This is a genomic window from Bradyrhizobium sp. R2.2-H (assembly GCF_004346455.1).
Classification (GTDB): Bacteria; Pseudomonadota; Alphaproteobacteria; order Rhizobiales; family Xanthobacteraceae; genus Bradyrhizobium; species Bradyrhizobium diversitatis.
On record NZ_SMBR01000014.1, the window covers coordinates 163,878 to 189,998 of the forward strand.

General features: G+C 65.1%; 25 protein-coding genes. 12 read left to right on the forward strand and 13 right to left on the reverse strand.

Annotation, left to right across the window (positions count from 1 at the left end):
• Positions 1-28 precede the first annotated feature (28 nt).
• From EDE08_RS30710 to EDE08_RS30720, 3 genes are all read right to left on the reverse strand, one after another.
• Positions 29-928, reverse strand: coding sequence for an EamA family transporter (locus EDE08_RS30710; protein ID WP_131872715.1), 900 nt, complete (start codon positions 926-928; stop codon positions 29-31).
• Between the two features lie 202 nt (positions 929-1,130).
• Positions 1,131-1,898 carry a bifunctional 2-polyprenyl-6-hydroxyphenol methylase/3-demethylubiquinol 3-O-methyltransferase UbiG gene (gene ubiG / locus EDE08_RS30715; RefSeq protein WP_165936264.1) on the reverse strand — a complete coding sequence of 256 codons (768 nt, stop codon included), beginning with the start codon at positions 1,896-1,898 and terminating at the stop codon, positions 1,131-1,133.
• A 14-nt stretch (positions 1,899-1,912) separates the two neighbouring features.
• On the reverse strand, positions 1,913-2,380 hold the full coding sequence (locus tag EDE08_RS30720) for a PH domain-containing protein (RefSeq protein WP_131872717.1): 468 nt from the start codon (positions 2,378-2,380) through the stop codon (positions 1,913-1,915).
• A 153-nt stretch (positions 2,381-2,533) separates the two neighbouring features.
• Between EDE08_RS30720 and EDE08_RS30725 the strand changes: the two genes are divergently transcribed.
• The 5 genes from EDE08_RS30725 (at position 2,534) to EDE08_RS30745 (ending at position 9,691) form a co-directional block, all read left to right on the forward strand.
• On the forward strand, positions 2,534-3,790 hold the full coding sequence (locus EDE08_RS30725) for an aspartate kinase (protein ID WP_028177450.1): 1,257 nt from the start codon (positions 2,534-2,536) through the stop codon (positions 3,788-3,790).
• 373 nt (positions 3,791-4,163) lie between these two features.
• Entirely contained in the window at positions 4,164-6,431 is a 2,268-nt protein-coding gene (gene ptsP / locus EDE08_RS30730; protein ID WP_131872718.1) for a phosphoenolpyruvate--protein phosphotransferase, read from the forward strand.
• Positions 6,432-6,487: 56 nt separating this feature from the next.
• Positions 6,488-7,573, forward strand: coding sequence for a peptide chain release factor 1 (prfA, locus tag EDE08_RS30735; protein ID WP_131872720.1), 1,086 nt, complete (start codon positions 6,488-6,490; stop codon positions 7,571-7,573).
• Between the two features lie 3 nt (positions 7,574-7,576).
• A complete protein-coding gene (prmC, locus tag EDE08_RS30740) occupies positions 7,577-8,458 on the forward strand; it encodes a peptide chain release factor N(5)-glutamine methyltransferase (RefSeq protein WP_131872722.1) in 882 nt (293 codons plus the stop codon).
• Positions 8,459-8,920: 462 nt separating this feature from the next.
• Positions 8,921-9,691: a DUF4167 domain-containing protein gene (locus EDE08_RS30745; protein WP_131872724.1), complete on the forward strand. Its 771-nt coding sequence runs from the start codon at positions 8,921-8,923 to the stop codon at positions 9,689-9,691.
• A gap of 144 nt (positions 9,692-9,835) precedes the next feature.
• On the opposite strand, the gene EDE08_RS30750 is transcribed toward EDE08_RS30745, so the two are convergent.
• The gene (locus tag EDE08_RS30750; protein WP_061882663.1) at positions 9,836-10,582 is read right to left on the reverse strand and encodes a class I SAM-dependent methyltransferase; all 747 of its coding nucleotides are present in this window, start codon (positions 10,580-10,582) and stop codon (positions 9,836-9,838) included.
• A 108-nt stretch (positions 10,583-10,690) separates the two neighbouring features.
• On the opposite strand from EDE08_RS30750, the gene gloB reads away from it, so the two are divergent.
• Positions 10,691-11,458 (forward strand): hydroxyacylglutathione hydrolase, encoded by a 768-nt coding sequence (gloB, locus tag EDE08_RS30755; RefSeq protein ID WP_131872726.1) that lies wholly within the window; start codon positions 10,691-10,693, stop codon positions 11,456-11,458.
• A gap of 37 nt (positions 11,459-11,495) precedes the next feature.
• On the forward strand, positions 11,496-11,918 hold the full coding sequence (locus EDE08_RS30760; RefSeq protein ID WP_061882665.1) for a cupin domain-containing protein: 423 nt from the start codon (positions 11,496-11,498) through the stop codon (positions 11,916-11,918).
• Positions 11,919-12,030: 112 nt separating this feature from the next.
• Here the strand turns inward: EDE08_RS30760 and yddG are convergent, their stop codons facing one another.
• From yddG to EDE08_RS30775, 3 genes are all read right to left on the reverse strand, one after another.
• A complete protein-coding gene (yddG, locus tag EDE08_RS30765; protein ID WP_131872728.1) occupies positions 12,031-12,900 on the reverse strand; it encodes an aromatic amino acid exporter YddG in 870 nt (289 codons plus the stop codon).
• 184 nt (positions 12,901-13,084) lie between these two features.
• Positions 13,085-13,810, reverse strand: coding sequence for an acetoacetyl-CoA reductase (gene phbB / locus EDE08_RS30770; RefSeq protein WP_131872730.1), 726 nt, complete (start codon positions 13,808-13,810; stop codon positions 13,085-13,087).
• 241 nt (positions 13,811-14,051) lie between these two features.
• Positions 14,052-15,230, reverse strand: coding sequence for an acetyl-CoA C-acetyltransferase (locus EDE08_RS30775; RefSeq protein WP_131872732.1), 1,179 nt, complete (start codon positions 15,228-15,230; stop codon positions 14,052-14,054).
• A 306-nt stretch (positions 15,231-15,536) separates the two neighbouring features.
• On the opposite strand from EDE08_RS30775, the gene phaR reads away from it, so the two are divergent.
• Together phaR and EDE08_RS30785 are read left to right on the forward strand one after the other, a co-directional pair.
• Positions 15,537-16,127, forward strand: a complete 591-nt coding sequence (gene phaR / locus EDE08_RS30780) for a polyhydroxyalkanoate synthesis repressor PhaR (RefSeq protein WP_131872734.1) — start codon at positions 15,537-15,539, stop codon at positions 16,125-16,127.
• Positions 16,128-16,232: 105 nt separating this feature from the next.
• Positions 16,233-16,853 carry a class I SAM-dependent methyltransferase gene (locus EDE08_RS30785; protein WP_131872736.1) on the forward strand — a complete coding sequence of 207 codons (621 nt, stop codon included), beginning with the start codon at positions 16,233-16,235 and terminating at the stop codon, positions 16,851-16,853.
• A gap of 16 nt (positions 16,854-16,869) precedes the next feature.
• Here the strand turns inward: EDE08_RS30785 and EDE08_RS30790 are convergent, their stop codons facing one another.
• The gene (locus tag EDE08_RS30790; protein ID WP_131872738.1) at positions 16,870-17,757 is read right to left on the reverse strand and encodes a branched-chain amino acid aminotransferase; all 888 of its coding nucleotides are present in this window, start codon (positions 17,755-17,757) and stop codon (positions 16,870-16,872) included.
• 108 nt (positions 17,758-17,865) lie between these two features.
• Here EDE08_RS30790 and EDE08_RS30795 point away from each other — a divergent pair, with 108 nt between their 5' ends.
• On the forward strand, positions 17,866-18,801 hold the full coding sequence (locus EDE08_RS30795; RefSeq protein ID WP_131872740.1) for an alpha/beta hydrolase: 936 nt from the start codon (positions 17,866-17,868) through the stop codon (positions 18,799-18,801).
• Positions 18,802-18,814: 13 nt separating this feature from the next.
• Here the strand turns inward: EDE08_RS30795 and EDE08_RS30800 are convergent, their stop codons facing one another.
• Entirely contained in the window at positions 18,815-19,060 is a 246-nt protein-coding gene (locus EDE08_RS30800; protein WP_131872742.1) for a hypothetical protein, read from the reverse strand.
• Between the two features lie 214 nt (positions 19,061-19,274).
• Between EDE08_RS30800 and EDE08_RS30805 the strand changes: the two genes are divergently transcribed.
• Complete coding sequence (locus EDE08_RS30805; protein ID WP_131872807.1) at positions 19,275-20,147, forward strand: hypothetical protein; 873 nt, start codon at positions 19,275-19,277, stop codon at positions 20,145-20,147.
• A 65-nt stretch (positions 20,148-20,212) separates the two neighbouring features.
• Here EDE08_RS30805 and EDE08_RS30810 read toward each other — a convergent pair whose 3' ends face one another.
• The 3 genes from EDE08_RS30810 to EDE08_RS30820 all read right to left on the reverse strand — a co-directional run bounded on the left by EDE08_RS30810 (position 20,213) and on the right by EDE08_RS30820 (position 22,614).
• Positions 20,213-20,773: a carboxymuconolactone decarboxylase family protein gene (locus EDE08_RS30810; RefSeq protein WP_131872744.1), complete on the reverse strand. Its 561-nt coding sequence runs from the start codon at positions 20,771-20,773 to the stop codon at positions 20,213-20,215.
• A gap of 107 nt (positions 20,774-20,880) precedes the next feature.
• Complete coding sequence (locus tag EDE08_RS30815) at positions 20,881-22,044, reverse strand: PLP-dependent cysteine synthase family protein (RefSeq protein WP_131872746.1); 1,164 nt, start codon at positions 22,042-22,044, stop codon at positions 20,881-20,883.
• Between the two features lie 105 nt (positions 22,045-22,149).
• Positions 22,150-22,614, reverse strand: coding sequence for an Lrp/AsnC family transcriptional regulator (locus EDE08_RS30820; RefSeq protein ID WP_131872748.1), 465 nt, complete (start codon positions 22,612-22,614; stop codon positions 22,150-22,152).
• A 158-nt stretch (positions 22,615-22,772) separates the two neighbouring features.
• Here EDE08_RS30820 and EDE08_RS30825 point away from each other — a divergent pair, with 158 nt between their 5' ends.
• Positions 22,773-23,789, forward strand: a complete 1,017-nt coding sequence (locus EDE08_RS30825; RefSeq protein WP_131872750.1) for a 1-aminocyclopropane-1-carboxylate deaminase — start codon at positions 22,773-22,775, stop codon at positions 23,787-23,789.
• 224 nt (positions 23,790-24,013) lie between these two features.
• Here EDE08_RS30825 and recQ read toward each other — a convergent pair whose 3' ends face one another.
• Complete coding sequence (gene recQ / locus EDE08_RS30830; protein WP_131872752.1) at positions 24,014-25,879, reverse strand: DNA helicase RecQ; 1,866 nt, start codon at positions 25,877-25,879, stop codon at positions 24,014-24,016.
• Positions 25,880-26,121 lie beyond the last annotated feature (242 nt).

Here is a 26,121-nt window from a genome sequence, read left to right on the forward strand (position 1 = left end):
CCGTCGGGCGGCCCGGAATGACGCCCAGCTACACCGCCACCAGCACCGCCACACCGACCACGATCAGCGCGATGCCTGCAAGCTCGCGCGGCGCAATCGGCTGCTTGAACGAGTAGTAGGCGACGCCTTGCGCGAACAGCACCTCGATCAAGGCGAGCGTGCGGACATTGGCGGCCGCCGTCAACGCGAACGCCAGGAACCAGAATTGCGAGGCGAAGGCGCCCGTGAAGCCGGCGAGCATCGACGGCCGCCATAATCCGAGGATTCCCCGCAATACGTCTGGCGCGCGTAGAAGCAGATAGATCGTCAGCACCAGCGTCTGCACGAACAGGCCGAGCACCAGCGTGAACGAGGAAGCGGTCACGAACGACACGTCGGGCACCGTGATGATCGCGCCGCGAAAACCGACCGCGGACAGCGCGAATGCCGCAGCGGCAACGAGGCCGGTGATGGTCGGCTTCAGTTCGGCAAAGCTCTTCTCGCCGCCCGGCCGCAGCGCAGTGATGACGACGCCGATGGTCGCGATCACGATCGCGAGCACCTTGAGCCAGGTGAGGTGATCGCCGAGGAAGACGAAGCCAAAGATCGCGGTCTGGATCGCTTCGGTCTTGAGATAGGCCGTGGTCACCACGAAGGAGCGGTCGTTCATCGCGAGCAGCATCAGGCCGGTCGCGACGATCTGGCTGAGCGCCCCTAACAGCAGCCAGGGCCAGAACACGGTCGGCGGCAGGCTCAGATGATCGCCGGTCGCGAGCAGCACTACGGCGAGGAACAGCACCGAGAATGGAAAGCCGAACAGGAAGCGGATGTTGGTCGCGCCCCAGGTCCCCAGCGGCTTCGTCAACGACCGCTGCATCGCATTGCGGGCGACCTGCCCGAGCGCGGCAACGATGGTGAAGGGAATCCAGAGACTGGCGATGGTGAGCATCGGGGTGGGTCATAAGAGAGGAATGGTGATCAGCGTGACGGGAACAGATTCGCTGGTCAACCGCATGGGTGTCATGGGTGCGATGCGCTCGCAACAAATTCGGTGTCGTCCCTGCGCACGCACTAGGGCATGCACGTATCTAGTGCGTTCGCAGGGACGACACCGCCCGGGGCGTTGGACTTCGCATCTCGCTCACGCCCCCTCACACCATGGCTTCCGCCACCACCATGTAGTTCACGTCCATATCGGACGAGAGGGTCCATTTGTCGGCGAAGGGGCTGTAGACCACGCCGGTCTGCTCGGTGATGACGAGGCGGGTGTCGAGCAGGTGTTTTGCGAGCTCGTCGGGGGTGACGAACTTGCTCCACTCGTGGGTGCCGCGCGGCAGCCAGCGCAGCACGTATTCGGCCCCGACGATCGCGAGCGCGAAGCTCTTCCAGTTGCGGTTCAGCGTCGAGACCACCATCAGGCCGTTCGGCTTCAGCATCGCGGCGCAGCGCTTCAGGAAGACGCCGACATCGGTGACGTGCTCGACCACCTCCATCGCCAGCACGATGTCGAAGCGCTCGCGCGGATCGATCTCCTCCACCGTGGTGCAGCGATAGTCGATCGCCAGATGGCTCTTGTCGGCGTGCAGCTTCGCCGCTGCGATGTTGCTCTGGGAAGGATCGATGCCGATGACCTGTGCGCCCAGCCGCGACAACGGCTCGCACAGCAGACCGGCGCCGCAGCCGATGTCGAGCACGCGCAGGGACCCGAGGCAGTTGAGGCTGCGCACGTTGCGCTCGAACTTGCGGCAGGCGGCGTCGCGGATATAGCCGAGCCGCAGCGGGTTGATCCGGTGCAGCGGCGCCATCTTGCCCTTGGGGTCCCACCACTCCGCGGAGAGTTTTGAGAATTTCACGATCTCGGCGGCGTCGACGGTCGAGCCCGGCTGGGCGGAAAGGGAAGTATTTTGCTGCATGCTCATGGTTGCGCGCGGTCCTACCGCGTGGTGATCGAACTACGGAAGGCGAGCGGCGAGGCGATCGTCCTGATCGTCTCGATGCCCTCGCCGACGCCGCGAATCGTCACGTCGCCGTAGTTGAGAATACGTCCAAGAATGGACTGGTCGACGTCGACGCTCTCGACCTTGTCCAGCGCCATCTCGAAGGTTCGGCGCTTGATGAAGCCGGTCTTGTGCACGACCCTGAGATTGGTGACGTCGGTCTCGGTGGTGAAGCGATGGAACCAGCCCTTGACGGTCCAATACAAGGCCGCGAGAGCCACGAGCCCCGAGGCGACCAGGCAAAACAGGACGAGCCAGTCGGCGGTGGCCTGCCGGGACAGCACGAACAGGGCCATCGCCACGATCCAGGCCACGATGGCCGGAAAGTAGAAGATCCAGTGCGCATTGGTCGAATACAGCACCCGCTCGCCCGGTTGCAGGATCTCGTCGATATAGCGCGCCATGATCTCGGTTAACCCACTTCCCCCACGCCCTGCCCCCGCAGGAACCCGCTTGCCCCCGGCCCCGCCGCTATGTATACGCGCGTCGGTGTCCGCGAGGCACCCGTCCAGTGCGGGTCACCATACTGATCCTTATGAAGGAATGCACGCGTCGTCATGAGCCGCCTCGTGATGAAATTCGGCGGCACGTCCGTCGCCAACATCGAACGTATCCGCAACGTCGCACGCCATGTGAAGCGTGAGGTCGATGCCGGCCATGAAGTGGCCGTGGTCGTCTCGGCGATGGCGGGCAAGACCAACGAGCTCGTCGCCTGGTGCACCGAGGCCTCGCCGATGCACGACGCGCGCGAATACGACGCCGTGGTCGCCTCGGGCGAACAGGTGACGTCGGGTCTTCTTGCCATCGTGCTCCAGGGCATGGGCATCCAGGCCCGCTCCTGGCAGGGCTGGCAGATCCCCATCAAGACCAGCGACGCCCATGCCTCGGCCCGGATCGAGGACATCGACGGCAGCGAGATCATCAAGCGCTTTAGGGAGCGCAAAGAGGTCGCGGTCATCGCCGGCTTCCAGGGCATCAACCCCGAGACCAACCGCATCACCACGCTCGGCCGCGGCGGCTCCGACACCTCGGCCGTGGCGATCGCCGCCGCCGTCAAGGCGGACCGCTGCGACATCTACACCGACGTCGATGGCGTCTACACCACCGACCCGCGGATTGTGCCGAAGGCCAAGAGGCTCGACAAGATCGCGTTCGAAGACATGCTGGAACTGGCCTCGCAGGGCGCAAAAGTGCTTCAGGTCCGCTCGGTGGAACTCGGCATGGTCCACAACATGCCGATCTTCGTCCGCTCGAGCTTCGACAAGCCCGAGGATATCGACCCGCATGCCAACCAGCCGCCCGGCACGCTGATCTGCAGCGAGGAGGAGATCATGGAAAGCCACGTCGTCACCGGCATCGCCTTTTCGAAGGACGAGGCTCAGATCTCGGTGCGCCAGATCGAGGACAAGCCCGGCGTCGCGGCCTCGATCTTCGGCCCGCTGGCGGATGCCAACATCAACGTCGACATGATCGTGCAGAATGTGTCCGAGGACGGCAAGACCACCGACCTCACCTTCACGGTGCCCGCCGCCGACTATACCCGCGCCAAGGATACGATTACCGCCGCCAAGGCCAAGATCGGCTATGCGCGGCTCGATACCGCCACCGACGTCGCCAAGATCTCGGTAATCGGCAGCGGCATGCGCAGCCATGCCGGCGTCGCCGCCCAGGCGTTCTCGGCCCTCGCCGGGCGGAACATCAACATCCGGGCCATTACAACCTCCGAGATCAAATTCTCGGTTCTGATCGATGCCGCTTATACCGAGCTGGCGGTGCGCACCCTGCATACGCTCTACGGCCTCGATCAGGCCTGAAGCGCGACCACCGTTGCGCTTCAGGTTGTTGTCAGAGCATGGTCTTTCCGGAAAACCGCCTCGCACTTTTCCGGACCATGCCTAGGCTAATTTTCTCTTAGCGGTCGCAGCAAACGGGAAGGTGTACACACCTTCGCGTTTGGCAGGCGTTTTGCTTGGCAAAACAAGCCTCAATTCGCTATACGGCGAACAGGGTGGGCTGCCGCAGACTGTGTCCCAGTTCAGGCGGCGCTGATTCGGTACAAGCGCTAAATCTCAGGTAGATTTGGGCTTGTGCCTGCGCCGGACAAACAATTTGGTTGTTTTTCTGGAATTTTGAGCCAGCCGCCGGCTGATACCGCCGGGCCCGGCAGACGGAGGAGATTGACGGTTCATGCGGAGCGCGTCGGGAGGTCCCCGCGTCTTGTTGAGACGGCTCCGCGAAACCATGGCGGAGCAGGTCTCGGCCCAGGAGCGGCTGGACAAGATCGTGGTGCTGATCGCCGCCAACATGGTGGCCGAGGTGTGTTCGGTCTATGTGCTGCGCATCGACAACACGCTCGAGCTCTACGCCACCGAAGGTCTCAACCGCGAGGCGGTGCACCATACCGTGCTCAGCGCCCATGAAGGCCTGGTCGGCCTGGTCGCCAGCGAGGCGACGCCGCTCAATCTGAGCGATGCGCAGAGCCACCCGGCCTTCTCGTTCCGCCCCGAGACCGGCGAAGAGATCTACCACTCCTTCCTCGGCGTGCCGATCCTGCGCGCCGGCAACACGCTCGGCGTGCTGGTGGTGCAGAACCGCGCCAAGCGCAACTATGTCGAGGAGGAGCTCGAGGCGCTCCAGACCACCGCGATGGTGCTGGCCGAGCTGATTGCCTCGGGCGAGCTGTCCGCGCTGGCCCAGCCGGGCCAGGAGCCGGCGGCGCGCCATTCCGCGCAGAAGGCCGGCGCGATCCTGTCCGAGGGTATCGCGCTCGGCCATGTCGTGCTGCACGAACCCCGCGTCGTCATCAAGGACTACATCGCCGAGGACCTGCCGAAGGAGATCAAGCGGCTGGACACCGCGCTCGCCAAGCTGCGCGCCGACCTCGACCGCATGCTGGAGCGCGGCGACGTCGCCGACGGCGGCGAGCATCGCGAGGTGCTGGAAGCCTACCGCATGTTCGCCAACGACCAGGGCTGGTCGCACAAGCTGCACGAGGCGGTCGCCACCGGCCTCACCGCGGAAGCCGCCGTCGAGCGCGTGCAATCCGACACCCGCGCGCGCATGCTGCGCTCGACCGATCCATACTTGCGCGACCGCCTGCACGACCTCGAGGACCTCGGCTACCGCCTGATGCGGCAGCTGGTCGGCCAGGATCACGCGCCTTCGCGCGAGCAATTGCCCGACAATGCCATCGTCATCGCCCGCGCGATGGGCCCGGCGGCGCTGCTCGACTACGACCGCAAGCGCCTGCGCGGCATCGTGCTGGAGGAAGGCACTGCCAATTCGCACGTCTCGATCGTGGCGCGCGCGCTCGGCATTCCCGCGGTCGGCGAAGTACCGAACGCGCCCGGCATCGCCGACCCCGGCGACGCCATCATCGTCGACGGCACCTCGGGCTCGATCTATGTGCGCCCGTCGCAGGAAATCGAGGCGGCCTTCGCCGAGCGCGTGCGCTTCCGCGCCCGCCGCCAGGCCCAGTATCTGGCGCTGCGCGACCGGCCCTGCGTCACCAAGGACGGCCAGAAGGTCGAGCTGATGATCAACGCAGGGCTCGCCATCGACCTGCCGCATATCGAGGACACCGGCAGCGCCGGCATCGGCCTGTTCCGCACCGAGCTGCAATTCATGGTCGGCCAGAGCCTGCCGCGCACCAGCGACCAGCTCGCGCTCTATCGCACCGTGCTGGATGCCGCCGGCAGCAAGCCCGTCACCTTCCGCACCCTCGACATCGGCGGCGACAAGGCGCTGCCCTATATGGAAGCCGTGATCGAGGAAAATCCCGCGCTCGGCTGGCGCGCGATCCGGCTCGGACTGGATCGTCCCGGCCTGCTGCGCGGCCAGATCCGCGCGCTGCTGCGCGCCGGCGGCGGCCGCGCGCTGCGCATCATGTTCCCGATGATCTCGGAGGTCGCCGAGTTCGATTCGGCCAAGGCGCTGGTCGAGCGCGAGCTGACATATCTGCGCCAGCACGGCCACACGCTGCCTGAAAGAATCGACATCGGCACCATGGTCGAGGTGCCGGCGCTGCTGTACCAGCTCGACGAGCTCCTGAAGAAGGTCGACTTCATCTCGGTCGGCTCCAACGATCTGTTTCAATTCCTGTTCGCGGTCGACCGCGGCAATGCCAAGGTCTCCGAGCGTTTCGACACCATGTCGGCGCCGATCCTGCGTGCGCTGCGCGACATCGCAAGCAAGGCGCACGCGGCGAAGAAATCGCTCTCGCTGTGCGGCGAGATGGCGTCGAAGCCGATCGGCGCGCTGGCGCTGATCGGGCTGGGCTACCGCTCGCTGTCGCTCTCGGCGACTGCGCTCGGCCCGGTCAAGGCGATGGTGCTCGACCTCGACGCCAAGAAGGCCGAGGCGGTGCTTGGCCCACTGCTGGACGCGCCGGCCGGCAGCGTCTCGATCCGGCAGAAGCTGACGGAATTTGCCGAGACCGAAGGCCTGGCCTTGTAGCGGGTCTGTCGCCGCGTCCCGCCGCCTCGCCCTTTGCCGCTATTGAGACTGAACCGATGTCGTCACTCCCCGAAGCCAAACTGGACGTCCTGCTCGCGCATCACGCCTCGCTCGAGGCCGAATCGCTCGGACAGCTCACCTCCGAGCGTTACGTGCAGATCACGCGCGAGCTCGCCGAGATCACCCCGCTGGTCGAGGCGGTGAAGGCCTATCGCTCCGCCGTCAAGGAGCTGGCGGACGCCGAGGCGCTGATCGCCGATCCCGCGACCGATGCCGAGATGCGCGGCATGGCGGAGGCCGAACGGGACGAGCTGACGCGACAAATCGAGGAGCTGGTTCAGAAGATCCGCGTCGCGCTGTTGCCGAAGGACGCCATGGACGACCGCAACGTGGTGCTGGAAATCCGCGCCGGCACCGGCGGCGACGAGGCCTCGCTGTTCGCCGGCGACCTGTTCCGAATGTACGAGCGCTTTGCCAGCCTTCAGGGCTGGAAGGTCGAGGTGATCTCGGCCAGCGAAGGTACCGTCGGCGGCTACAAGGAAATCATCGCCGAGGTGCAGGGCCGCGGCGCGTTCTCGAAGCTGAAGTTCGAATCCGGCGTGCACCGCGTGCAGCGCGTGCCCGACACCGAGACGCAGGGACGCATCCACACCTCCGCCGCGACGGTGGCCGTGCTACCGGAGGTCGAGGACGTCGACGTCGACATCAAGAACGACGACCTGCGGATCGAGACCATGCGCGCGCAAGGAGCGGGCGGCCAGCACGTCAACAAGACCGAATCGGCGATCCGCATCACCCACATCCCGACCGGCATCGTGGTGATGATGCAGGACAGCCGCTCGCAGCACAAGAACCGCGCCTCCGCCATGAACATCCTGCGCTCGCGCATCTACGACGCCGAGCGGCAACGCGTCGACGCCGCACGCTCCGCCGAGCGCAAGGAGAAGGTCGGCTCCGGGGACCGCTCCGAGCGCATCCGCACCTATAATTTTCCGCAAGGGCGCGTCACCGATCACCGCATCAACCTCACGCTCTACAAGCTGCCGCAGGTGATCGCGGGTGAAGCGCTGGGCGAATTGATCGACGCACTGACGACGGAGCACCAGGCCGCACAGCTCGCTGCGCAAGGCGCGGCGGCCTGAGGCGTGAGCAACCCCTTCACCGGACAATCCATCGAGGGTGCGCGGCGCACGCTCGCCGCGCTGTTGAGATCGGCACAACTCGACGAAGCCGAGCTCGACGCCCGCATCCTGATCGGTGCGGTGCTCGGCCTCGACCTCACCGGCCTGGTCACGCAGGCTGCCCGTCCCCTCACCGCGGCCGAAGCATCGCGGCTCATGCAGCATGCGCAGCGCCGCATCGCCGGCGAGCCGGTGGCGCGCATCCTCGGAACACGCGAATTCTGGGGCCTGCCATTTCGCTTGTCGGAAGCAACCCTGGTCCCGCGCCCCGATACAGAGACCGTGGTCGAGCTTGCACTCGAGATATTTCGCGAGCGGCAGGCGTCTTATCCGCCGCGTATCGCCGACATCGGCACCGGATCCGGCGCGATCCTGCTCGCGCTGCTGCACGAAATTCCGGATGCATTCGGCGTCGGCACCGATCTCAGCCAGAACGCGCTCAGAACCGCCAGGGACAATGCCGCCGCGCTCGGCCTCGCCGACCGCGCCGCCTTCGTCGCCTGCTCCTACGCCGCTGCGCTCCGCGGCCCGTTCGATCTCATCGTCTCGAACCCGCCCTATATTCCCTCGGCCGAGATTCCGAAACTGAGCATCGAGGTGCGCGGGCACGATCCGCATCTGGCGCTCGACGGGGGCAATGACGGATACGACGCCTACCGCGCGCTGATCCCCCAGGCGGCCGAACGGCTCGCGCCCGGCGGAGCGGTGATCGTCGAGGCCGGACAGGGTCAGGCCGAAAATATTGAAACCTTGATGAGGGGCGCTGCGTTATCGCTGGACCGGCCGCCCAAGGCCGACCTGGCGGGCATTCCGCGGGCCGTTTCGGCCCGAAAAATGCCCCCATAAAAGCCGGATTGGGCTGCAAAAACCTCTTGGAATATCGCCTGGGAACGACTACGTTCCGTCCAACACATCGGTGCCGGCCCCGTATACCTACGGGTGAAAGCCGGGCTCTCGGGCGAGAGCTTTACTGATTTAAAGGTTCCAAGCCGCAGGTCCTGTTGAGCGCGATGGCCAGTGGAGCTGCGCTGCTCTCCGACCGCAACGTGAACGAAAGCCTGATATTGCGCTTGAAGACTTACGCAAGAAAGCTGGGCTTGTTTCGGCAGGCGAAATGAATGGGTTCGCTGGCAATGAATGCTGGCGAGTGGGGAACGCGTCTTTGTTGAACGCGACGGTCGACGAACATTGGCAGGGCTCGATCCGGCTTGCGCGCGGTGCGTGCGAGAGATGTGAGCCGCTGTCACCAGGTCACTCCTAGCAATCAGTAATGCGTGCAACCTTTAGGGCTGGAATCGAAGGCAGGACATGAGAAACGGTCAGAACAAGCAGCGGATGCGCAACCGCAACAACAATAACAACAACCGGCGTGGCCAGAACCCGATGACCCGGGTCTACGAGTCCAACGGACCCGACATCAAGATTCGCGGCACCGCTTCGCACATCGCTGAAAAGTATCTCCAGCTTGCGCGTGATGCGCGCTCCTCCGGAGACCCCGTTGCAGCCGAGAACTACTACCAGCATGCCGAGCATTACTTCCGCCTGATCGCGGCGGCCCAGGAGCAGTTCCGCCAGAACCAGCAGCCGCGCGGCGATGAGCCCGTCAGCAGCAGCGACGACGGCGAGGATGACGGTGAGAATTTCTCGGCTTTCGGCCAGGAGCCGGGTTTCGTCCCGCAGCCCCCGCAGCAGCCCTTCATGCGCGACCGCGATGGCCAGCGCGATCACCACCAGCGTGATCATCAGCAGCGCGACGGCCAGCAGCCCTATCAGCGCGACAACCAGCAGCCGCGCGAGCACCGCGAACGCGATCATCGTGCTCAGCCGCAATATCAGCCGCAACCCGCCAACCAGCCGCAGCCCGTCATCGCCGATGCCGGCAGCGTCGACCGCCTGCCCTCCTTCATCACCGGCGCGCAGCCGCAAGTGAATGTCGCAGCGAATGGCGGCCAGGGCGGGTTCGAGGGCGCCGGTGGCGGCGAGCGCTATCCGCGGCGGCGGCGCCGGCCGCATGGCCCGCGCCCCGAGCGCGAGGCCGCCCCAGTCGCGTCCAGCGACGAGGTCGCCCCTGGCGAGTAGCGATTTCTGATCTGAAGTCCTGAACTGAAATCGTCCCGGCCTTGCGTCGGGACGATTTGTTTTTGACGGTGTGCGTCGGTTCAATCTGTGGGAGCCGCAAGCACGGACCACCTCTCCCATAGGGACCCATAGGGAGAGGTTAAGCTAGCCGCGCGTCGCCGTCGTCTGGGACGGCACCAGCACCGGCTTCGCGAGCGAGGGAATGAGCCGCGCGCGCTCGCGCTTGGCGGGGATCGCGCGGTAGACCTGCTTGGTCGCCTCCACGATATGGACGCCGGCAAAGGGCAGCGACAACGCTGCGCCGGCGCGCTCCCACATCTGCGCCGATTTCAGCACCCAGCCTCCGGCATAGGGCGGCATGAACAACGCCTCGCCCCAGGCGGTCGGCGTGAACCAGGTCTGGCGCAGCAGCTCGGTGATCTGCGAGCGCGAATAGGGCCGGCCGTGACCGAAGGGCGTGCTGTCGGTGCGGGTCCACACCCCGCGCCGGTTCGGGATCACGGCGATCACGCGCCCGGACGGCGACAGCACGCGCCACACCTCGCGCAGCAGCGCGGCCGGATCGTCCGACATCTCCAGCGCGTGGACCAGGAGGATGCGGTCGACCGCGGCGTCAGGAAGCGGCAGCGAGTATTCGTCGACCAGCGAGGCCAGCGCCGGTCGTCCCGTCGGCCATTTCAGGACACCCTGGGCCGCCGGCATGAAGGCGATGCAGCGCTCGGCGTCCTCGCGGAACAATCCCAGATAGGGCGTGGGATAGCCGATGCCGAGCACGCGCTGGCCCTCGGCGCTTGGCCAGCGCTCCCTGATGCCGCGATTGATCATTTGCCGCGCCACGATCCCGAGGCGGCGGGAATAGAACTCGCGGAGGTCGACGACGTCGATGGTCATGACGGCAATGTAACATGCGCCAGGCCGCCGCTGCGCGCGGAATATTGCATTGCCTGCGCAACGTTAACGCCATATTTGTCTGGCGGGGCTGAGCCCGATGGAGATGACATGGCCGCCGAAATTCGTACTTTCACCTGTTTAAACGACAATTTCGGTTATCTGATCCACGATGTGGAAACCAAGGCGACGGCATCGATCGACGCGCCCGAGGCTGGTCCCATCCTCCAGGCCCTGGAGCGCGAGGGCTGGCAGCTCACCGACATCCTGATCACCCATCATCACGGCGATCATGTCGGCGGGGTTGCCGAACTCAAGCAGAAATACAATTGCCGCGTCGTGGCGCCGCACGAAAAGACGACTGAGATCGCGAATGTCGACCTGCGTGTCGCCAACGCCGACGTGGTGAAGATCGGCAATTTGCTGGCGCGTGTCGTGGAGACGCCCGGCCACACGCTCGACCACATCTCCTACGTGTTCGACACCGAGAAGACGGTTTTCGCCGCCGACACGCTGTTCTCGATCGGCTGCGGCCGCGTTTTTGAGGGCACCTATCCGATGATGTGGGATTCGCTTCTGAAGCTGCGGGCGCTGCCCGACGACTTCAAGCTCTATTGCGGCCACGAATACACGGCGTCCAACGTCAAGTTCGCACTCACCATCGAGCCGGACAATGCGGCGCTCCAGGCGCGCGCCGCGGAAGTGGCGAAGCTGCGGGCCGAGAACAAGCCGACCATTCCCTCGCTGCTTGGTGAGGAGAAGCGCGCCAACGTCTTCCTGCGCGCCGATGAGCCGGCGGTCGCGGCGAAGCTGCACATGAAGGGCGCGGATGCCGCCGCGGTGTTCGGCGAACTGCGCGAGCGCAAGAACAAGTCCTGAAGCACAAGTCCTGAAGAACAAATCCTGACGGGGATCAATGCCGACCGCAGCCGAGATCATCGCGCGCCTTGAACTGCGGCCGCATCCCGAGGGCGGCCATTATCGCGAGACGTTTCGCGATCTGGCCACGGACGCCAACGGGCGTTCGCGCTCGACATTGATCTATTTCCTGCTCGCCCGCGGCGAGCGTTCGCACTGGCATCGCGTCGATGCGGTCGAGACGTGGCACTATTACGCCGGCAGTCCCTTGATGCTGCGCATCGCCCATGACGGCTGCTCCCAGCATGAGGTGCGGCTGGGCACCGACCTCGCCAATGGCGAGCGGCCGCAGGCGATCGTGCCAGCGCAGGCCTGGCAGATGGCGGAAACCACGGGCGAGTGGACGCTGGTCGGCTGCACCGTGGCGCCCGCATTCGAGTTCGCTAAGTTCGAGCTCGCGCCGAAGGGCTGGGAGCCGTAGCTCCACTGTCATTCCGGGGCGCCGCGCAGCGGCGAGCCCGGAATCCATTTCACCACCATTGACGCGGACAGATGGATTCCGGGCTCGCGCTTCGCGCGCCCCGGAATGACGATTACCTTTTCCTGAGCACCATGTCCTTCGCCGCGATCAGGCCGCCGCCGGCAATGAGGATCGCAGCAATCGCGATGTTGGTGCTGGCCTTGGCAAAACCGGCGGCGATGAGGAAGCCGGTCGAGAGCAGCGGCGTCGCGTAGGAGGCGGCGCCGAGCACGCGGATGTCGCCGCGCTTCATGCCGATGTCCCAGGCGTAGAAGGCAGCGCCGACGGGCCCGATGCCGAGCGCGATCACGGAAAGCCATTGTAGCGTGGTCTCCGGCCACACGGTGGTCTCCAGCGCGACATGCATCACTGCGGCGAGCACGGCGGTGGCGAGACAGAAGCCCGCGACCGCGTCGGTCGGCACCGCCTTCAAACGGCGCGACAGCACCGAATAGGTCGCCCAGACGAAAGCGGCGATGAAGGCCGCGATCAATCCCGGCACCGCCCCCGGCGCGAAGCCGGAGGTATTGCCGGCAAACAGCAGCACGGTGCCGACGAGGCCGAGGACCGCGCCGATGATGTGATGCGCGGCCAGCCGCTCGCCCGGCAGGAATGACGAGAACAGCACGATGAGCAGCGGCCACAGGTAATTCAGAAGGCCCGCTTCGGCCGGCGGCGCAAAGCGCAGCGCGAGAAAATACAGCGCATGATAGCCGAACAGGCCACCGACGCCGACGACCCAGACGGCGAGCGGCTGACGCAGGCTTTTCGCCGCCTCGCTCCGCCCGATCCAGGTGAGCAGCCCCACGACACCGCCGATCGCGAAGGTCATCGCGGCGAGCTGGAACGCCGGGATCTTTCCGGTCGCCACCGTCATCACTGACAGCAGCGACCACATCAGGATCGCGGTCAATCCGATCAGCGTTGCGGTGCGGGGAGTCATTCCAGGGCCTCGTCGTTCCGGGGCGGTTCGAAGAGCCGAACCCGGAACCTCGAAATTCTCAGGTGCGCAATGGCGCACCATAGTTCGCCGCTGGCGCGGCGCCCCGGAATGACAGGGCAGAATGCCCGGGACAAGCCCGGGCATGACTGGGTCACCAAATATGATCGCACGTGATGCGATCGCATCACACCATGTACTGGCCGCCGTTGATCGTCAGCGTCGAGCCGGTGATGAAGCCGGACTCGTCGGCCGCGAGGAACACGACCGCGCGCGCAATCTCTTCGGGCTCGCCAAGCCGGTTGGCCGGGATCTGCGGGATCACGTTCTTCTCCAGGACGTCCTTCGGCACCGCCTGCACCATTTCGGTGTTGATGTAGCCCGGGCAGATCGCATTGACGGTGATGCCGCCCTTGGCGTTCTCGAGCGCGAGCGCCTTGGTGAAGCCGACGTCGCCGGCCTTCGCCGCGGAATAGTTAACCTGACCGAACTGCCCCTTCTGGCCGTTGATCGACGAGATCGAGATGATGCGGCCGAACTTGCGCGCGCGCATGCCCTCGATGACCTGGCGCGTCATGTTGAACAGCGAGCCCAGATTGGTGTTGATGACGGCGGTCCACTGCTCGAGCGTCATCTTGTGGAAAGCGGTATCGCGGGTAATGCCGGCATTGTTGACGAGCACCTCGATCGGCCCGAGATCGGCTTCGACCTTCTTCACGCCCTCCGCACAGGCGTCGAAGCTGCTGACGTCCCATTTGTAGGTCGCGATGCCGGTCTCGGCCTTGAACTTCTCCGCCGCCGCATCGTTGCCGGCATAGTTCGCCGCGACCTTGTAGCCGGCCGCCTTCAGCGCCTTGCTGATTGCCCCTCCGATGCCCCGCGTACCACCCGTCACCAGTGCAACACGTGCCATATCGTATTCCTTCCCTTGGACTCTTCGGACGCTTCTGACGTGATCGTTTTTAGCTGCGGATTATGCGGGACGTTTGACGGACATCAAGAACAAAACGCCCGGCGTGAGCCGGGCGTTTTTCTTTAGTCGAGGCCTGCGTGGTTGCGAAGAATATTTGATTTGCAACCGCTGCCTTTTTAGTCGCGTGCGCCGCACGCGCTGACGTGTGCGGCGCACGCGTCAGCTCCGTGCAAGGTCCTCGTCAGTCGCGCGCCACACACATGGCGATGCCCATACCGCCGCCGATGCACAGCGTCGCCAGGCCCTTCTTCGAATCGCGCTTCTGCATTTCGTGCAGCAGCGTCACCAGCACGCGTGCGCCGGATGCGCCGACCGGATGGCCGATCGCGATCGCCCCGCCATTGACGTTGACCTTGGAGGTGTCCCAGCCGAGATCCTTGTTGACGGCGCAGGCCTGCGCCGCGAAGGCTTCGTTGGCCTCGATCAGGTCGAGATCGCCGACGCTCCAGCCGGCCTTCTTCAGCGCGGCGCGCGAAGCCGGGATCGGGCCCGAGCCCATGATCTTAGGATCGACGCCGGCCTGAGCCCAGGACACGATGCGCGCGATCGGCTTCTTGCCTTCCTTGGCCGCCTGCTTGGCGGTCATCAGCACCACCGCGGCGGCGCCGTCGTTGATCCCGGAGGCCGAGCCCGCAGTGACCGTGCCATCCTTCTCGAAGGCCGGCTTGAGCTTGGCCATCGCGTCGAGCGTGGCGCCATGACGCGGATATTCGTCGGCGCTTACGACCACGTCGCCCTTGCGGGTCTTGATGGTGACGGGGACGATCTCGTCGTTGAACCTGCCGGCCTTCTGCGCGGCCTCCGCCTTCTGCTGCGAAGCAACGGCGAACTCGTCCTGCTGGGCGCGGGTGATCTGCCACTGCCGTGCGACGTTCTCGGCGGTGTTACCCATGTGGTAGCCGTTGAAGGCATCCCACAGGCCGTCCTTGATCATGGTGTCGACGAACTCGACGGGGCCCATCTTGACGCCACCACGCAGGTACTGGGCGTGCGGGGCCATGCTCATGGATTCCTGGCCGCCCGCGACCACAATCTCGGAATCACCATTGAGCAGCGCCTGATAGCCGAGCGCAACCGTGCGCAGGCCCGAGCCGCAAAGCTGGTTCACGCCCCAGGCCGGGCTCTCCACCGGAATGCCGGCGGCGATCGAAGCCTGGCGGGCCGGGTTCTGGCCCTGGGCGGCGGTCAGGATCTGACCCATGATGACCTCGGAGACCCGGCCGGGCTCGATGCCACCGCGCTCCAGCGCGGCCTTGATGGCGATGGCGCCGAGATCATGGGCGGGAAGGGTCGCGAACGCTCCGTTGAAGCTACCGACCGGGGTGCGGGCGGCGCTGACGATGACGACATCGTCTGACATGGGCATCTCCTGGGTTTGAAGGGGGCAGGCGGGGCTGGGGAAAAGACGGCTCGCCAGTCTCGACCGGCATCCTGTTAACGTCGTTGAGGCATGTCAATCGGACGGTCTCCGAATTCATGCCGCAACGCATTCAAAATAGCGTTCTTGGCGCTTTCGCAAGCACGATTTTGCTCTGCAATTAACCGTGCCGCACAAAACGGTAGCGTGAGCCCTTTGAAAATGCTTATTTTGTTGCGTTGCGTACTCTTCCCGCCCTGCGGCATTGCCCGACAGGTTCCCGTTCTCCGCGTTTGCAAGTGAGAGCCCATGGCGAAATCAGACCAACCCACCACCATCAAGAAATACGCGAACCGCCGGCTCTATAACACCGGAACGAGTACCTACGTGACGCTGGAAGACCTCGCCGCGATGGTCAAGGACGGCGAAGATTTCCTGGTCTACGACGCCAAGACCGGCGACGACATCACCCGCTCCGTGCTCGCCCAGATCATCTTCGAGCAGGAGAACAAGGCCGGCCAGAACCTGTTGCCGACCACCTTCCTGCGCCAACTCATTCGCTTCTATGGCGACAGCATGCAGATGGTGGTGCCGAAATATCTGGAGCAGTCGATCGCGACGCTGACGCAGGAGCAGGAGAAGTTCCGCAAGCAGATCGCCAATACGCTGTCCGGCACTCCTTTCGCTCCGCTGGAGGAGCAGGTCCGCCGCAACATGGAGCTGTTCCAGCAGACCTTCTCGATGTTCAAGCCGTTTGCGGCGCCCCGTCCGACCGCCACTGCCGAGCCGGAGCCCGGTGCGAGTACCGAGGCGCCGAAGGACACCAATATCGACGATCTGCGCCAGCAGATGAAAGAGATGCAGGAACGCCTCGAGCGGATGTCGAAGAAGGACGAGTAGTCTTGGTTGGCGTCGGCGCGTCCGCATGCGGCGGGCGCGCGAATTCCCGATGGATTGCGGCATCGCCATTTGCGCGTTGCCGCCCCGGCTGGGGCCGGAGCCGCTATGCCTGACCGTACCACGCACTGGCAGAACGTCTACGCCACCAAGGGCGAGGCCGAGGTCAGCTGGTTTCAGGACAGCCCCACAATTTCGTTCGAGATGATCCGCGCGGCCAATCCGGATCATGGCGCAGCCATCATCGATATCGGCGGCGGCGCCTCGCGGCTGGTCGATGCGCTGCTGCAGGACGGATATCGCGACGTCGCCGTGCTGGACCTCTCCGCCAACGCGCTTGATGCGGCGAAGAAGCGAATGGGTGGAGCCGGTTCGATCGTCGACTGGATCGTTGCCGACGCCACGACGTGGCAGCCGGCGAAGACCTACGACGTCTGGCACGATCGCGCCGCGTTTCATTTCCTGACCGAGCCGCGCGACAGGGCGGCCTATGTCGAGCGCCTGCGGGCAGCGCTTACCCCCGGCGGACAAGTCATCATCGGCACGTTCGCGCCCGATGGTCCGGAGAAATGCAGCGGCCTGCCGGTTCAGCGACACGACAGCGCGAGCCTTGCGGCGGAGCTCGGGCCTGAGTTTGAGCTCGTCGAGACGCGCAGCGAGACGCATCACACGCCGTGGGATTCAACGCAGGCGTTTCAGTTCAGCCGGTTCCGGAGACGCGGCTCATAAGCGCGCGACAGCCGGCTCAAGCCGCCAGCTTCACCGCATGCGCGAAATCCCAATAGAGCTTTCGCGCACGCATATAGAACGGGCCCGGCTTCAGCTCGCGCTCGTCGATGCGGATCACGGGAGCGACCTTGGCGAAATTGCCGGATGAAAAGATCTCGTCGGCGGCAAGGAAATCGGCATAGCGCAGCGTCTTCTCGACCACGGTGACTCCGTCGGCACGAAGCAGGCTGATGACACGCTGGCGCGTGATGCCGTTCAGGAAAGTGCCGTTCGGCACCGGCGTAAAGACCACGCCGTCCTTCGCCATGAACACGTTCGAATTGCCGAACTCGGCGACGTTGCCGAGCATGTCGAGCATCAGCGCGTTGTTGAAGCCGCGCGCGGCGGCCTCGGCGAGCGCGCGCGAATTGTTCGGATAGAGGCAGGCCGCCTTGGCCTCGACCGGCGCGCATTCGGCCGTGGGCCTGCGGAACGGCGACAGCGTGATCGCGTTGCCGACGGGCTTTGGCATCGGCGCCACGTAGATGCACAGGCACCAATTGGTGGTCTCGGGGTCGAACAGCACGCCGCCGCCGCTCCCGTTCTGCGCCCAGTACATCGGACGGATATAGAGTTCGGCATCCGCTGCAAATCGCGCAATGCCTTCCTGCGCGAGCGTCAACCAGGCGCCGGTATCGAGCATCGGCTTCAGGCCAAAATGGATCGCCGATTGATTGACGCGGGCGACGTGCCGGTCGAGATCGGGCGCAACACCCTCGAACGCGCGCGCGCCGTCGAACACGATCGAGCCGAGCCAGGCCGCATGCGTGCGCGAGCCCATGATCGGCACATTGCCCTCGTGCCATTCGCCCTCGAAGAAGGTCCAGCTCGGCGAATAGTCGATGGGCTTCTTGATCTCGGCCATGACCGGCCTCCCCTTAGAAATATCCGGCACTATTGCCCCCAATTTCTAAAAGATTCCCTGCGGGGACTTGGTGAGCTACCCTCCCCTCGTGGGAGAAAGGAGAGATCCATGCCGCTCGATCCGCTCGCCAAGCGTCTGTTGACCATGATGGCTGCGGCTGCGCCGCAGGCGCGGAGCCGGCCCAGCGTGGAAGCGCGGCGGCAATCGCTGGCAAAGTTGATGCAGTTCGCGCGTGCCGAGGCGCCGGATGTGGCGACGTCCGACGGCGTGCTGACCGGCCGCGCCGGCGAATTGCCCTATCGCCTCTACACGCCGGCAAGCGCCGGGGAGCTCGCATCGGGCTTCGTGTTCTTTCACGGCGGCGGGCTCGTCGCCGGCAGCATTGCCACGCACGACCGCATCGCGGCCGCGCTGGCGCATGCCACCGGCTGCCGCCTCGTGTCGGTCGACTACCGGCTCGCGCCCGAGCACAGATTCCCCGCCGCCGTCGATGACGCGATCGCGGCCACCGAATGGGTGGCGCGCGAGGCGGCATCGCTCGGTATCGACGCGGACCGTCTGGTGATCGGTGGCGATTCCGCCGGCGCCACGCTCGCTGCGATCGTGTGCCAGGAGGCAGCGCAGACCGCCGGCCTCTCCATTGCCGCGCAATGTCTGATCTGCCCGGTGCTGGATTTCGAGGAGACCTCGCCCTCGCGCGAGGCCTTTGCCGAGGGCCACCTGATCGACCGTGTCACCATCGAAGCCGACCTTTCCGATTATCTGCCCGAGGGCATCGACGCCGCCGACCCCCGCGTCTCTCCGCTGCGTGCGACACGGCTGACGGGCCTGCCGACCGCGATCATCCATACCGCCGAGTACGACCCGATGCGCGACGAAGGCAATGCCTATGCTCGCAAGCTGCTCGCCGCGGGCGTCGCCGTCGAGCATGTCTGCCACGACGGCATGGTCCACAATTTCCACGCCATGGGCGCGATCCTGCCGCAGGCCCAGCTCGTGCTGTCGCAGATCGGCGAACAGGTGCGGAGGGCGGTGGAAAAGTGAGTAAGCGTGAGAATCACACGCGTGCGTCGAGAACGGCTCTGGCTGCCACGAGATATTCAGGCCAATGCGCGTCCGCATAGCGCTCCGCCTGCTGTGCGCAATTGACGTCGGGCGCATGCGCGGCAGCGATCATGCGCGCAAAGCGTTCTTCGGCAACCGTCACATCATCGACCACTGGCGCCGGTGCGGCCGCCACGGCGGTCGGAGCGAGGGCGAGCCCCGCCATTCCGGCGAGCAGGATGCGGCGTGACGTGTTCATGGCTGTCGTCCTCCGTTGTCCGGCCTGCACTCCGGCCGGCGAGAGTGTCGGTGCAGTCACGACAGGGTAGCCGCGCGCGTCGATACAGTCCATCGTTGCGGATAGCGCTTGACCACGGGAACGATCACGTTCCATCTAGCACGAGATTCCGCCACCAGAGCCCCACGCGCCGGATTGTCACGTGTCAAACCGCAGCCCATCGCATCGTCCGGCTTTGCGCGCTGTCGCGGTGGGACTGGCCTGCCTGGCGGTTTCAGCAAGCGCTGTCTTCGCCACCGAGGCGGAGGAGGACGCACCGGCACAGCCGACTGTCCCGAACATCTACCTCGACCTCCGCACCAGCTACGCGACGATCCCCGCAGGCACGCTCGGGCTCGGCTTCGGCACAACCTCGCTGTCGGCCGCGTTCCAGGCCCTGGCGGCGCGACGAGGCACAACGCTGCCGCACGGCTTGCCGGCGGCGAAGTCGATTGCCGTTGACCTGCCGCTGACCGTCGACGTCACCGACCGCGTCTCGCTCTATGGCGGCGTGTCCGGATCGACGACGGATATCGGCGGCGGCTGGTCGTCCTTCGACATCACCAGTTGGAACATCGGCGTGCAGGCCGACCTTTACCAGCAGAACGGCGGCAAGATCCCGACGATCACGCTGCAATCCACGCTGACGCAGTCGGTGCCGAACGAGCAGGGCATGGTGAATTCCTTCAACAACATCCTGGAATTCGACTACGCGCTCGACGAGGACGAGACGCGGGGCTGGTTGGCCGGCATGCAATACACCACCGCCACCATTGCCAGTGCGTTCGCCAGCATCCGGCCGAACACGGTCCTCTATGCCGGCGGCTATTATCAATGGCCGAGCAACTGGAAGTTCACCGGCCGCCTCGGCATGCAGTCCTTCGGTGGCGCACAGTTCGCGGGACGGACGCTCGCGGAGTCCTTCACCCAGCCGATCCTGCGGCTCGACCTCGACCGCATGGACGACAACGACAACCGCCTGTTCGGCATCACCGCGCTGATCGCGTGGACGCCGAAGCCGTCCTATCAGGTGACATTGCGAACGCCGCTCTACGCCGTGCGCAACTAGGCGCGATCCCGGAACACTGCAGCGGTCTTCCGAGAAGATCATGCTCATAAGAAACAAAGCCGTTGCTACTCCGGCACCGGCACGTCGAACGTATTGAGCGTGACCGAGACCATGCAGTAGACGCCGACCAGATAGGACAGTTCGGCCGCGCCGTGCTCGCCGAACTCCTTCACGGCCGCGCGATAGGTCAGCTCCGGCAGCACGCCACCGCAGACAAGTGCCGAGGCCATGTCATAGGCGACCGCCTCCTGCCTGGTGAGGTCCACAGGCCGCTGTCCGGCGACGATGGTCGCCAGCTTCTCGTCGGACAGACCGCGCTGCTCGGCGACCAGAACGTGGGCATAGAGTTCGTAACCGGACCGGAAATGCGAGCCGGTGACGAGGATCGCGACCTCGCGCACCGGCGCGGGCAGCAGCGGGTTCGACGCGACCGCCTTGACCAGCTCCCACACCGGCTTGCCGAAGCGCGGCTCGCGGATCCAGGGGTTCCAGGGCCCGAGCAGCGCGCCGTCGTCGCGCATGTTCACAAAACCCTTGAAATGGTCGGTGATGCCGGCTCGCATGTCGTCATAGAGCGGCTTCTGTTCGTCAGTCAGATCCTTGGGATCGAGAATGGGAAGGCGCACGGCAGGATCTCCTCGTTGAGACCGCAACCGTCACCTGCATGCGTGCGCAGGGCAAGTGAAGTTGGCGTGACGGTCGTGCCAATTTGAAAAACGGCAGGAAGGCGCTGCTATGACGCGGCGGGGCTTCGTGCGCCCTGCGGATTGAAGACGTCGTCGACATCGAGCCTCAGCGGCTCGCCTGTCGCGAGGAACGACGACAAGGCCGCCTCGTAAGGCGCCGGATCGAGGCCGCGCTCCTTCAACCATGCGGGCTCGTAACAGGTCTGCCGGTAGCGCTCGCCGGAATCGCAGATCAGCGTCACCAGCGACCCTGTCGCGTTCGCCTGACGCATCTCCGAGGCGAGCCGGCACAGCGCCAGGAAGTTGGTGCCGGTGGAGCCGCCGACCGCGCGGCGCAGCCGGCGCGACAGCACGTTCATCGCCGCGATCGTCGCAGCATCCGGGATCTTCATCATGCGATCGACCACACCCGGCACGAAGGACGGCTCGCAGCGCGGCCGGCCCACACCCTCGATCAGCGACGGGCGGTCGCAGACATGGGAGCGGTCCTGCGAGCGGAAGCAGTCGAAGAAGGCGGAATGTTCGACATCGGCGACGCATAGCCGCGTCGGATATTGCCGATAGCGCAGATAGCGCCCGATGGTGGCCGAGGTGCCGCCGGTGCCGGCACCCATCACGATCCAGTCCGGCAGCGGGCGCGGCTCGCCCTGCAATTGCGTGAAGATGGACTCGGCGATGTTGTTGTTGCCGCGCCAGTCGGTGGCACGCTCGGCGAAGGTGAACTGATCCATGTAGTGGCCGTTCAGACGGGCGGCGAGCGCCGCGGCGTCCGCATAGAGCGCGCGACCGTCGTCGATCAAATGGCAGTTGCCGCCATAATGCTCGATCGCGGCGATCTTCTCCGCCGAGGTCGTCCGCGGCATCACGGCATAGAAGGGCACGCCGATCATCTGCGCGAAATAGGCTTCCGACACCGCCGTCGATCCCGACGATGCCTCGACGACCGGCGTGCCTTCGCCAATGTGGCCGTTGCAGAGCGCATAGAGGAACAGCGAACGCGCGAGGCGATGCTTCAGGCTGCCGGTCGGATGCGTAGACTCGTCCTTGAGATAGATGTCGATGCCGGAGAGCGCCGGCACGATCAGCCGGATCAGATGCGTGTCGGCGGTGCGGCACTGGTCGGCCTCGATCGCAGCCACGGCCTCGTCGACCCAGCCGCGCCGATAGCTCGGCCCGGCCGGATTGAACTGGCGGAAGGGGAATGTCTGCATCGGTCGAACCTCTCATGATGCGGATCGCGCATCAAGTGCGCTGGATTCTGATTTGACGCGATTATGACGCGGACCGGCTTCCACTTCGCTGGAAAACGCTTTCGCTCAAAACTCCAGAGGCGCGTTGTCGACGACTTCCTTCATCACGAAGAAGGTTCGGGTCTGGCGCACGCCGGGCAGCGCGATGAGCTGCTCGCCATGGATGCGGTTGAAATCCTCCATGTCGCCGACGCGGATCTTGAGGAAGTAGTCGAAGTCGCCGGCGACCAGGTGGCAATCGAGCACGAACTTCAGCTTCGCGATGGCCTTTTCGAAGGTGGCAAAGCTCTCGGGCGTCGAGCGGTCGAGCACGACGCCGACCATCACCAGCGTGCCCTTCGCCACCTTCTTCGGCGCGACCATGGCGCGCACGGTGGCGATGAAGCCGTCCTCGAACAGTCGCTGGGTGCGGCGATGGCAGGTGGCGGGGCTGATGGCGACGGTCTCGGCCAGCTCGGCATTGCTGAGCCGGCCGTTATTTTGCAGCAATCTCAACATCTTGAGATCAATTCGATCGAGTCGCCCGGACATGAAAGTTTCTTCCGTATTAGCTGCACAAAGCGAAAGAAATAATAACTCGCTACGACATTGTCGCAAGATATAGCGCAATTTTGGCGCCATATTCGAGAGCACATTTTTCCGCGCAAATGCTAGCGACATCCCAGACCCACGCACCCACGGGATGACCTATGAAGCTCGACCAATTTGCACGCTATCCGCTGACCTTCGGCCCGACGCCGATCGAGAAGCTGGAGCGACTGTCAAAACACCTCGGCGGCAATGTCGAGATCTATGCCAAGCGCGAGGACTGCAATTCCGGCCTCGCCTATGGCGGCAACAAGCTGCGCAAGCTCGAATACATCATTCCCGATGCGATCGCCTCCAACGCCGATACGCTGGTCTCGATCGGCGGCGTGCAGTCGAACCACACCCGCATGATCGCCGCGGTCGCCGCGAAGATCGGCATGAAGTGCCGCCTCGTGCAGGAAGCCTGGGTGCCGCACGAGGACGCGGTCTATGACCGCGTCGGCAACATCATGCTCTCGCGCATCATGGGTGCCGACGTCCGCCTGGTCGACGAAGGCTTCGATATCGGCATCCGCAAGAGCTGGGAACAGGCGATCGAGGAGGTGAAGGCGGCGGGCGGCAAGCCCTACGCGATTCCCGCCGGCGCCTCTGTGCACAAGTTTGGCGGCCTCGGCTATGTCGGCTTCGCGGAGGAGGTGCGCAAGCAGGAAGCCGAGCTCGGCTTCAAGTTCGACTACATCATCGTCTGCACCGTCACCGGCTCCACCCATGCCGGTATGCTGGTCGGCTTCGCCGCCGATGGCCGCGCCCGCAAGGTGATCGGCATCGACGCCTCTTTCACGCCTGATCAGACCAAGGCGCAGGTGCTCGAGATCGCGCAGAACACCGCTGAGCTCGTCGAGCTCGGCAAGGACCTCGTCGCCGACGACGTCGTGCTGATCGAGGACTACGCCTATCCCGCCTATGGCGTGCCGTCGGAAGAGACCAAGGAGGCGATCCGCCTGACCGCGCGTCTCGAAGGCATGATCACCGACCCCGTCTACGAGGGCAAGTCGATGCAGGGCCTGATCGACCTCGCGAAGAAGGGCTATTTCGAGAAGGGTGCGAAGATCCTCTACGCCCATCTCGGTGGCGCCCCCGCGCTGAACGGATATGCGTATGCGTTCAGGAACGGGTGAGAGGCTCAGCTCTCGCCTCATACACAGCTGTCGTCCCGGACAAGCGTCAGCGCAGATCCGGGACCCATAGCCACAAGATCGCGTTTGGCGAAGATTCGTGGTTGACAGCTTGCCCCAACCACATCGGCCTGTGGTTATGGATCCCGGATCTGCGCGCGCTCGAGGCGCGCTTGTCCGGGATGACGTGTGGAGGGAGTTGAGCGCTCCAACAAGCTTGGCGCGCCCTACCGCGTCCTGATGATCTGCAGCAGCTCGTCGCCGTAGTGCTCGAGCTTCTTGTCGCCAATCCCCGGCACGTTGCGGAGTTCGTCCAGCGTCGTCGGCCAGGCCCGGACGATGCCGTCGATCGTTGCGTCGTGCAGCACCACGTAGGCCGGCACTCCACGTTCGCGCGCCACGTCGGAACGCCATGAGCGCAGGCGCGCGCGCAGTTCGGGATCGACATCGCCCTGCGGCGCGCTGGCCGTGGGCGCGAGGTCGCCGCGACGGGATTTGGCGCGGCTCGAACGCAGCCGGATGCCCGGCGCCTCCTCGCGGAGCCAGACCTCGGTCTCGCCGCGCAGCACCCCGCGCGAAGACTCCGTCAGCTTGAGCGCGCCGTAGGCTTCGCTGTCACTTCGCAAATGGCCCATCGCCACCAATTGCCGGAGCACGGTGCGCCATTGCTTCTCGTTGAGCTCGCGGCCAATGCCGAACACCGACAGCTTGTCGTGGCCGAACTGCGTCACCTTCTCGGTCAGGCGCCCCACCAGCACGTCGATCAGATGCATTGCGCCAAAGCGCTGGCCGGTGCGGTAGACGCAGGACAGCAGCTTCTGCGCCAGCACCTTGCCATCGCGCATCTTGGGCGGCGTCAGGCAATTGTCGCAATTGCCGCAGCTCTCGCCCATCGCGATCTCGCCGAAATAGGCGAGCAGACGCCGGCGCCGGCAATGCGGCGTCTCGGCAAGGCCGACCAGCGCATCGAGCTTGCCGATCGAAACCCGCTTGAAGTCGTCGGAGGCGTTGGACTCGTCGATCATGCGGCGCTGCTGCACGATGTCCGAGAGGCCATAGGCCATCCAGGCCGTCGACGGCTTGCCGTCGCGGCCGGCGCGCCCCGTCTCCTGATAATAAGCCTCGATGCTCTTGGGCAGATCGAGATGGGCGACGAAACGCACATCGGGCTTGTCGATGCCCATGCCGAACGCCACGGTCGCGACGATGACGATGCCGTCCTCGTTGAGAAAGCGGTCCTGGTTGCGCGAGCGCACGCCGCCGTCGAGACCGGCGTGGTAGGGCAACGCCGCAATGCCGGCGTCTTGAAGCGCGGCAGCGACCTCCTCGACCCGGTTGCGCGACAGGCAATAGACCACGCCCGCGTCGCCCATGTGGCGCTCGCGGATCAGTTCCTTCAATTGCGACACCGCGTTGAGCTTGTCGACGATCTCGTAGCGGATGTTGGGCCGGTCGAAGCTCGAGACGAATTGCGGCGCACCCGTGAGCTGAAGCCGATCGATGATCTCCTTGCGCGTCAGCTCGTCGGCCGTCGCGGTCAGCGCGATGCGCGGCACGTCGGGAAAACGCTCGGCGATGATGGAGAGGCCGACATACTCGGGTCGGAAGTCATGCCCCCATTGCGAGACGCAATGCGCCTCGTCGATCGCAAACAGCGCCACCTTCGCCTGCGCCAGCAGCGACAGGCAGCGCGGCGTGACCAGCCGTTCCGGCGCGACATAGAGCAGGTCGAGATCGCCCGCGAGAAGGCGTCGCTCGATGTCGGATGCCTCCTGCTGCGTCAACGACGAGTTCAGCGCGGCGGCATTGACTCCGGCCTCGATCAGCCCGGCGACCTGGTCGCGCATCAAGGCGATCAACGGCGACACCACGATGCCGCAGCCTTCGCGCAGCAGGGACGGAAGCTGATAGCACAGCGACTTGCCACCGCCGGTCGGCATCAGCACGAGGCAATTGCCGCCCTCGGTGACATGCCGGATGATCTCGCCCTGCGCTCCACGAAAACCCGGCAGGCCGAACACCGAATGCAGCACCGACAGCGCGTCGCGACCGTTGGCCGGCGCAGAGAGCGGAGCGGTGGAGGGAGCGGACATGGGCGGAACAGATCAGGCCGTGAGATTCGTCACAACGCCAGTCGCATGCCGGCGTGGGCGTGGCAAGACTGTTTGGAGGCGAGGCACGGCTGTTCCCCTCTCCCCTTGTGGAGGAGGGTGGCTCGCCGCGTGAGCGGCGAGACGGGTGAGGGGTTCTATCCGCGAATTCGATTTTGCGGAGACCTACCCCTCATCCGGCGCTTCGCGCCACCTTCTCCCGCAAGGGGAGAAGGGAAGAAGCA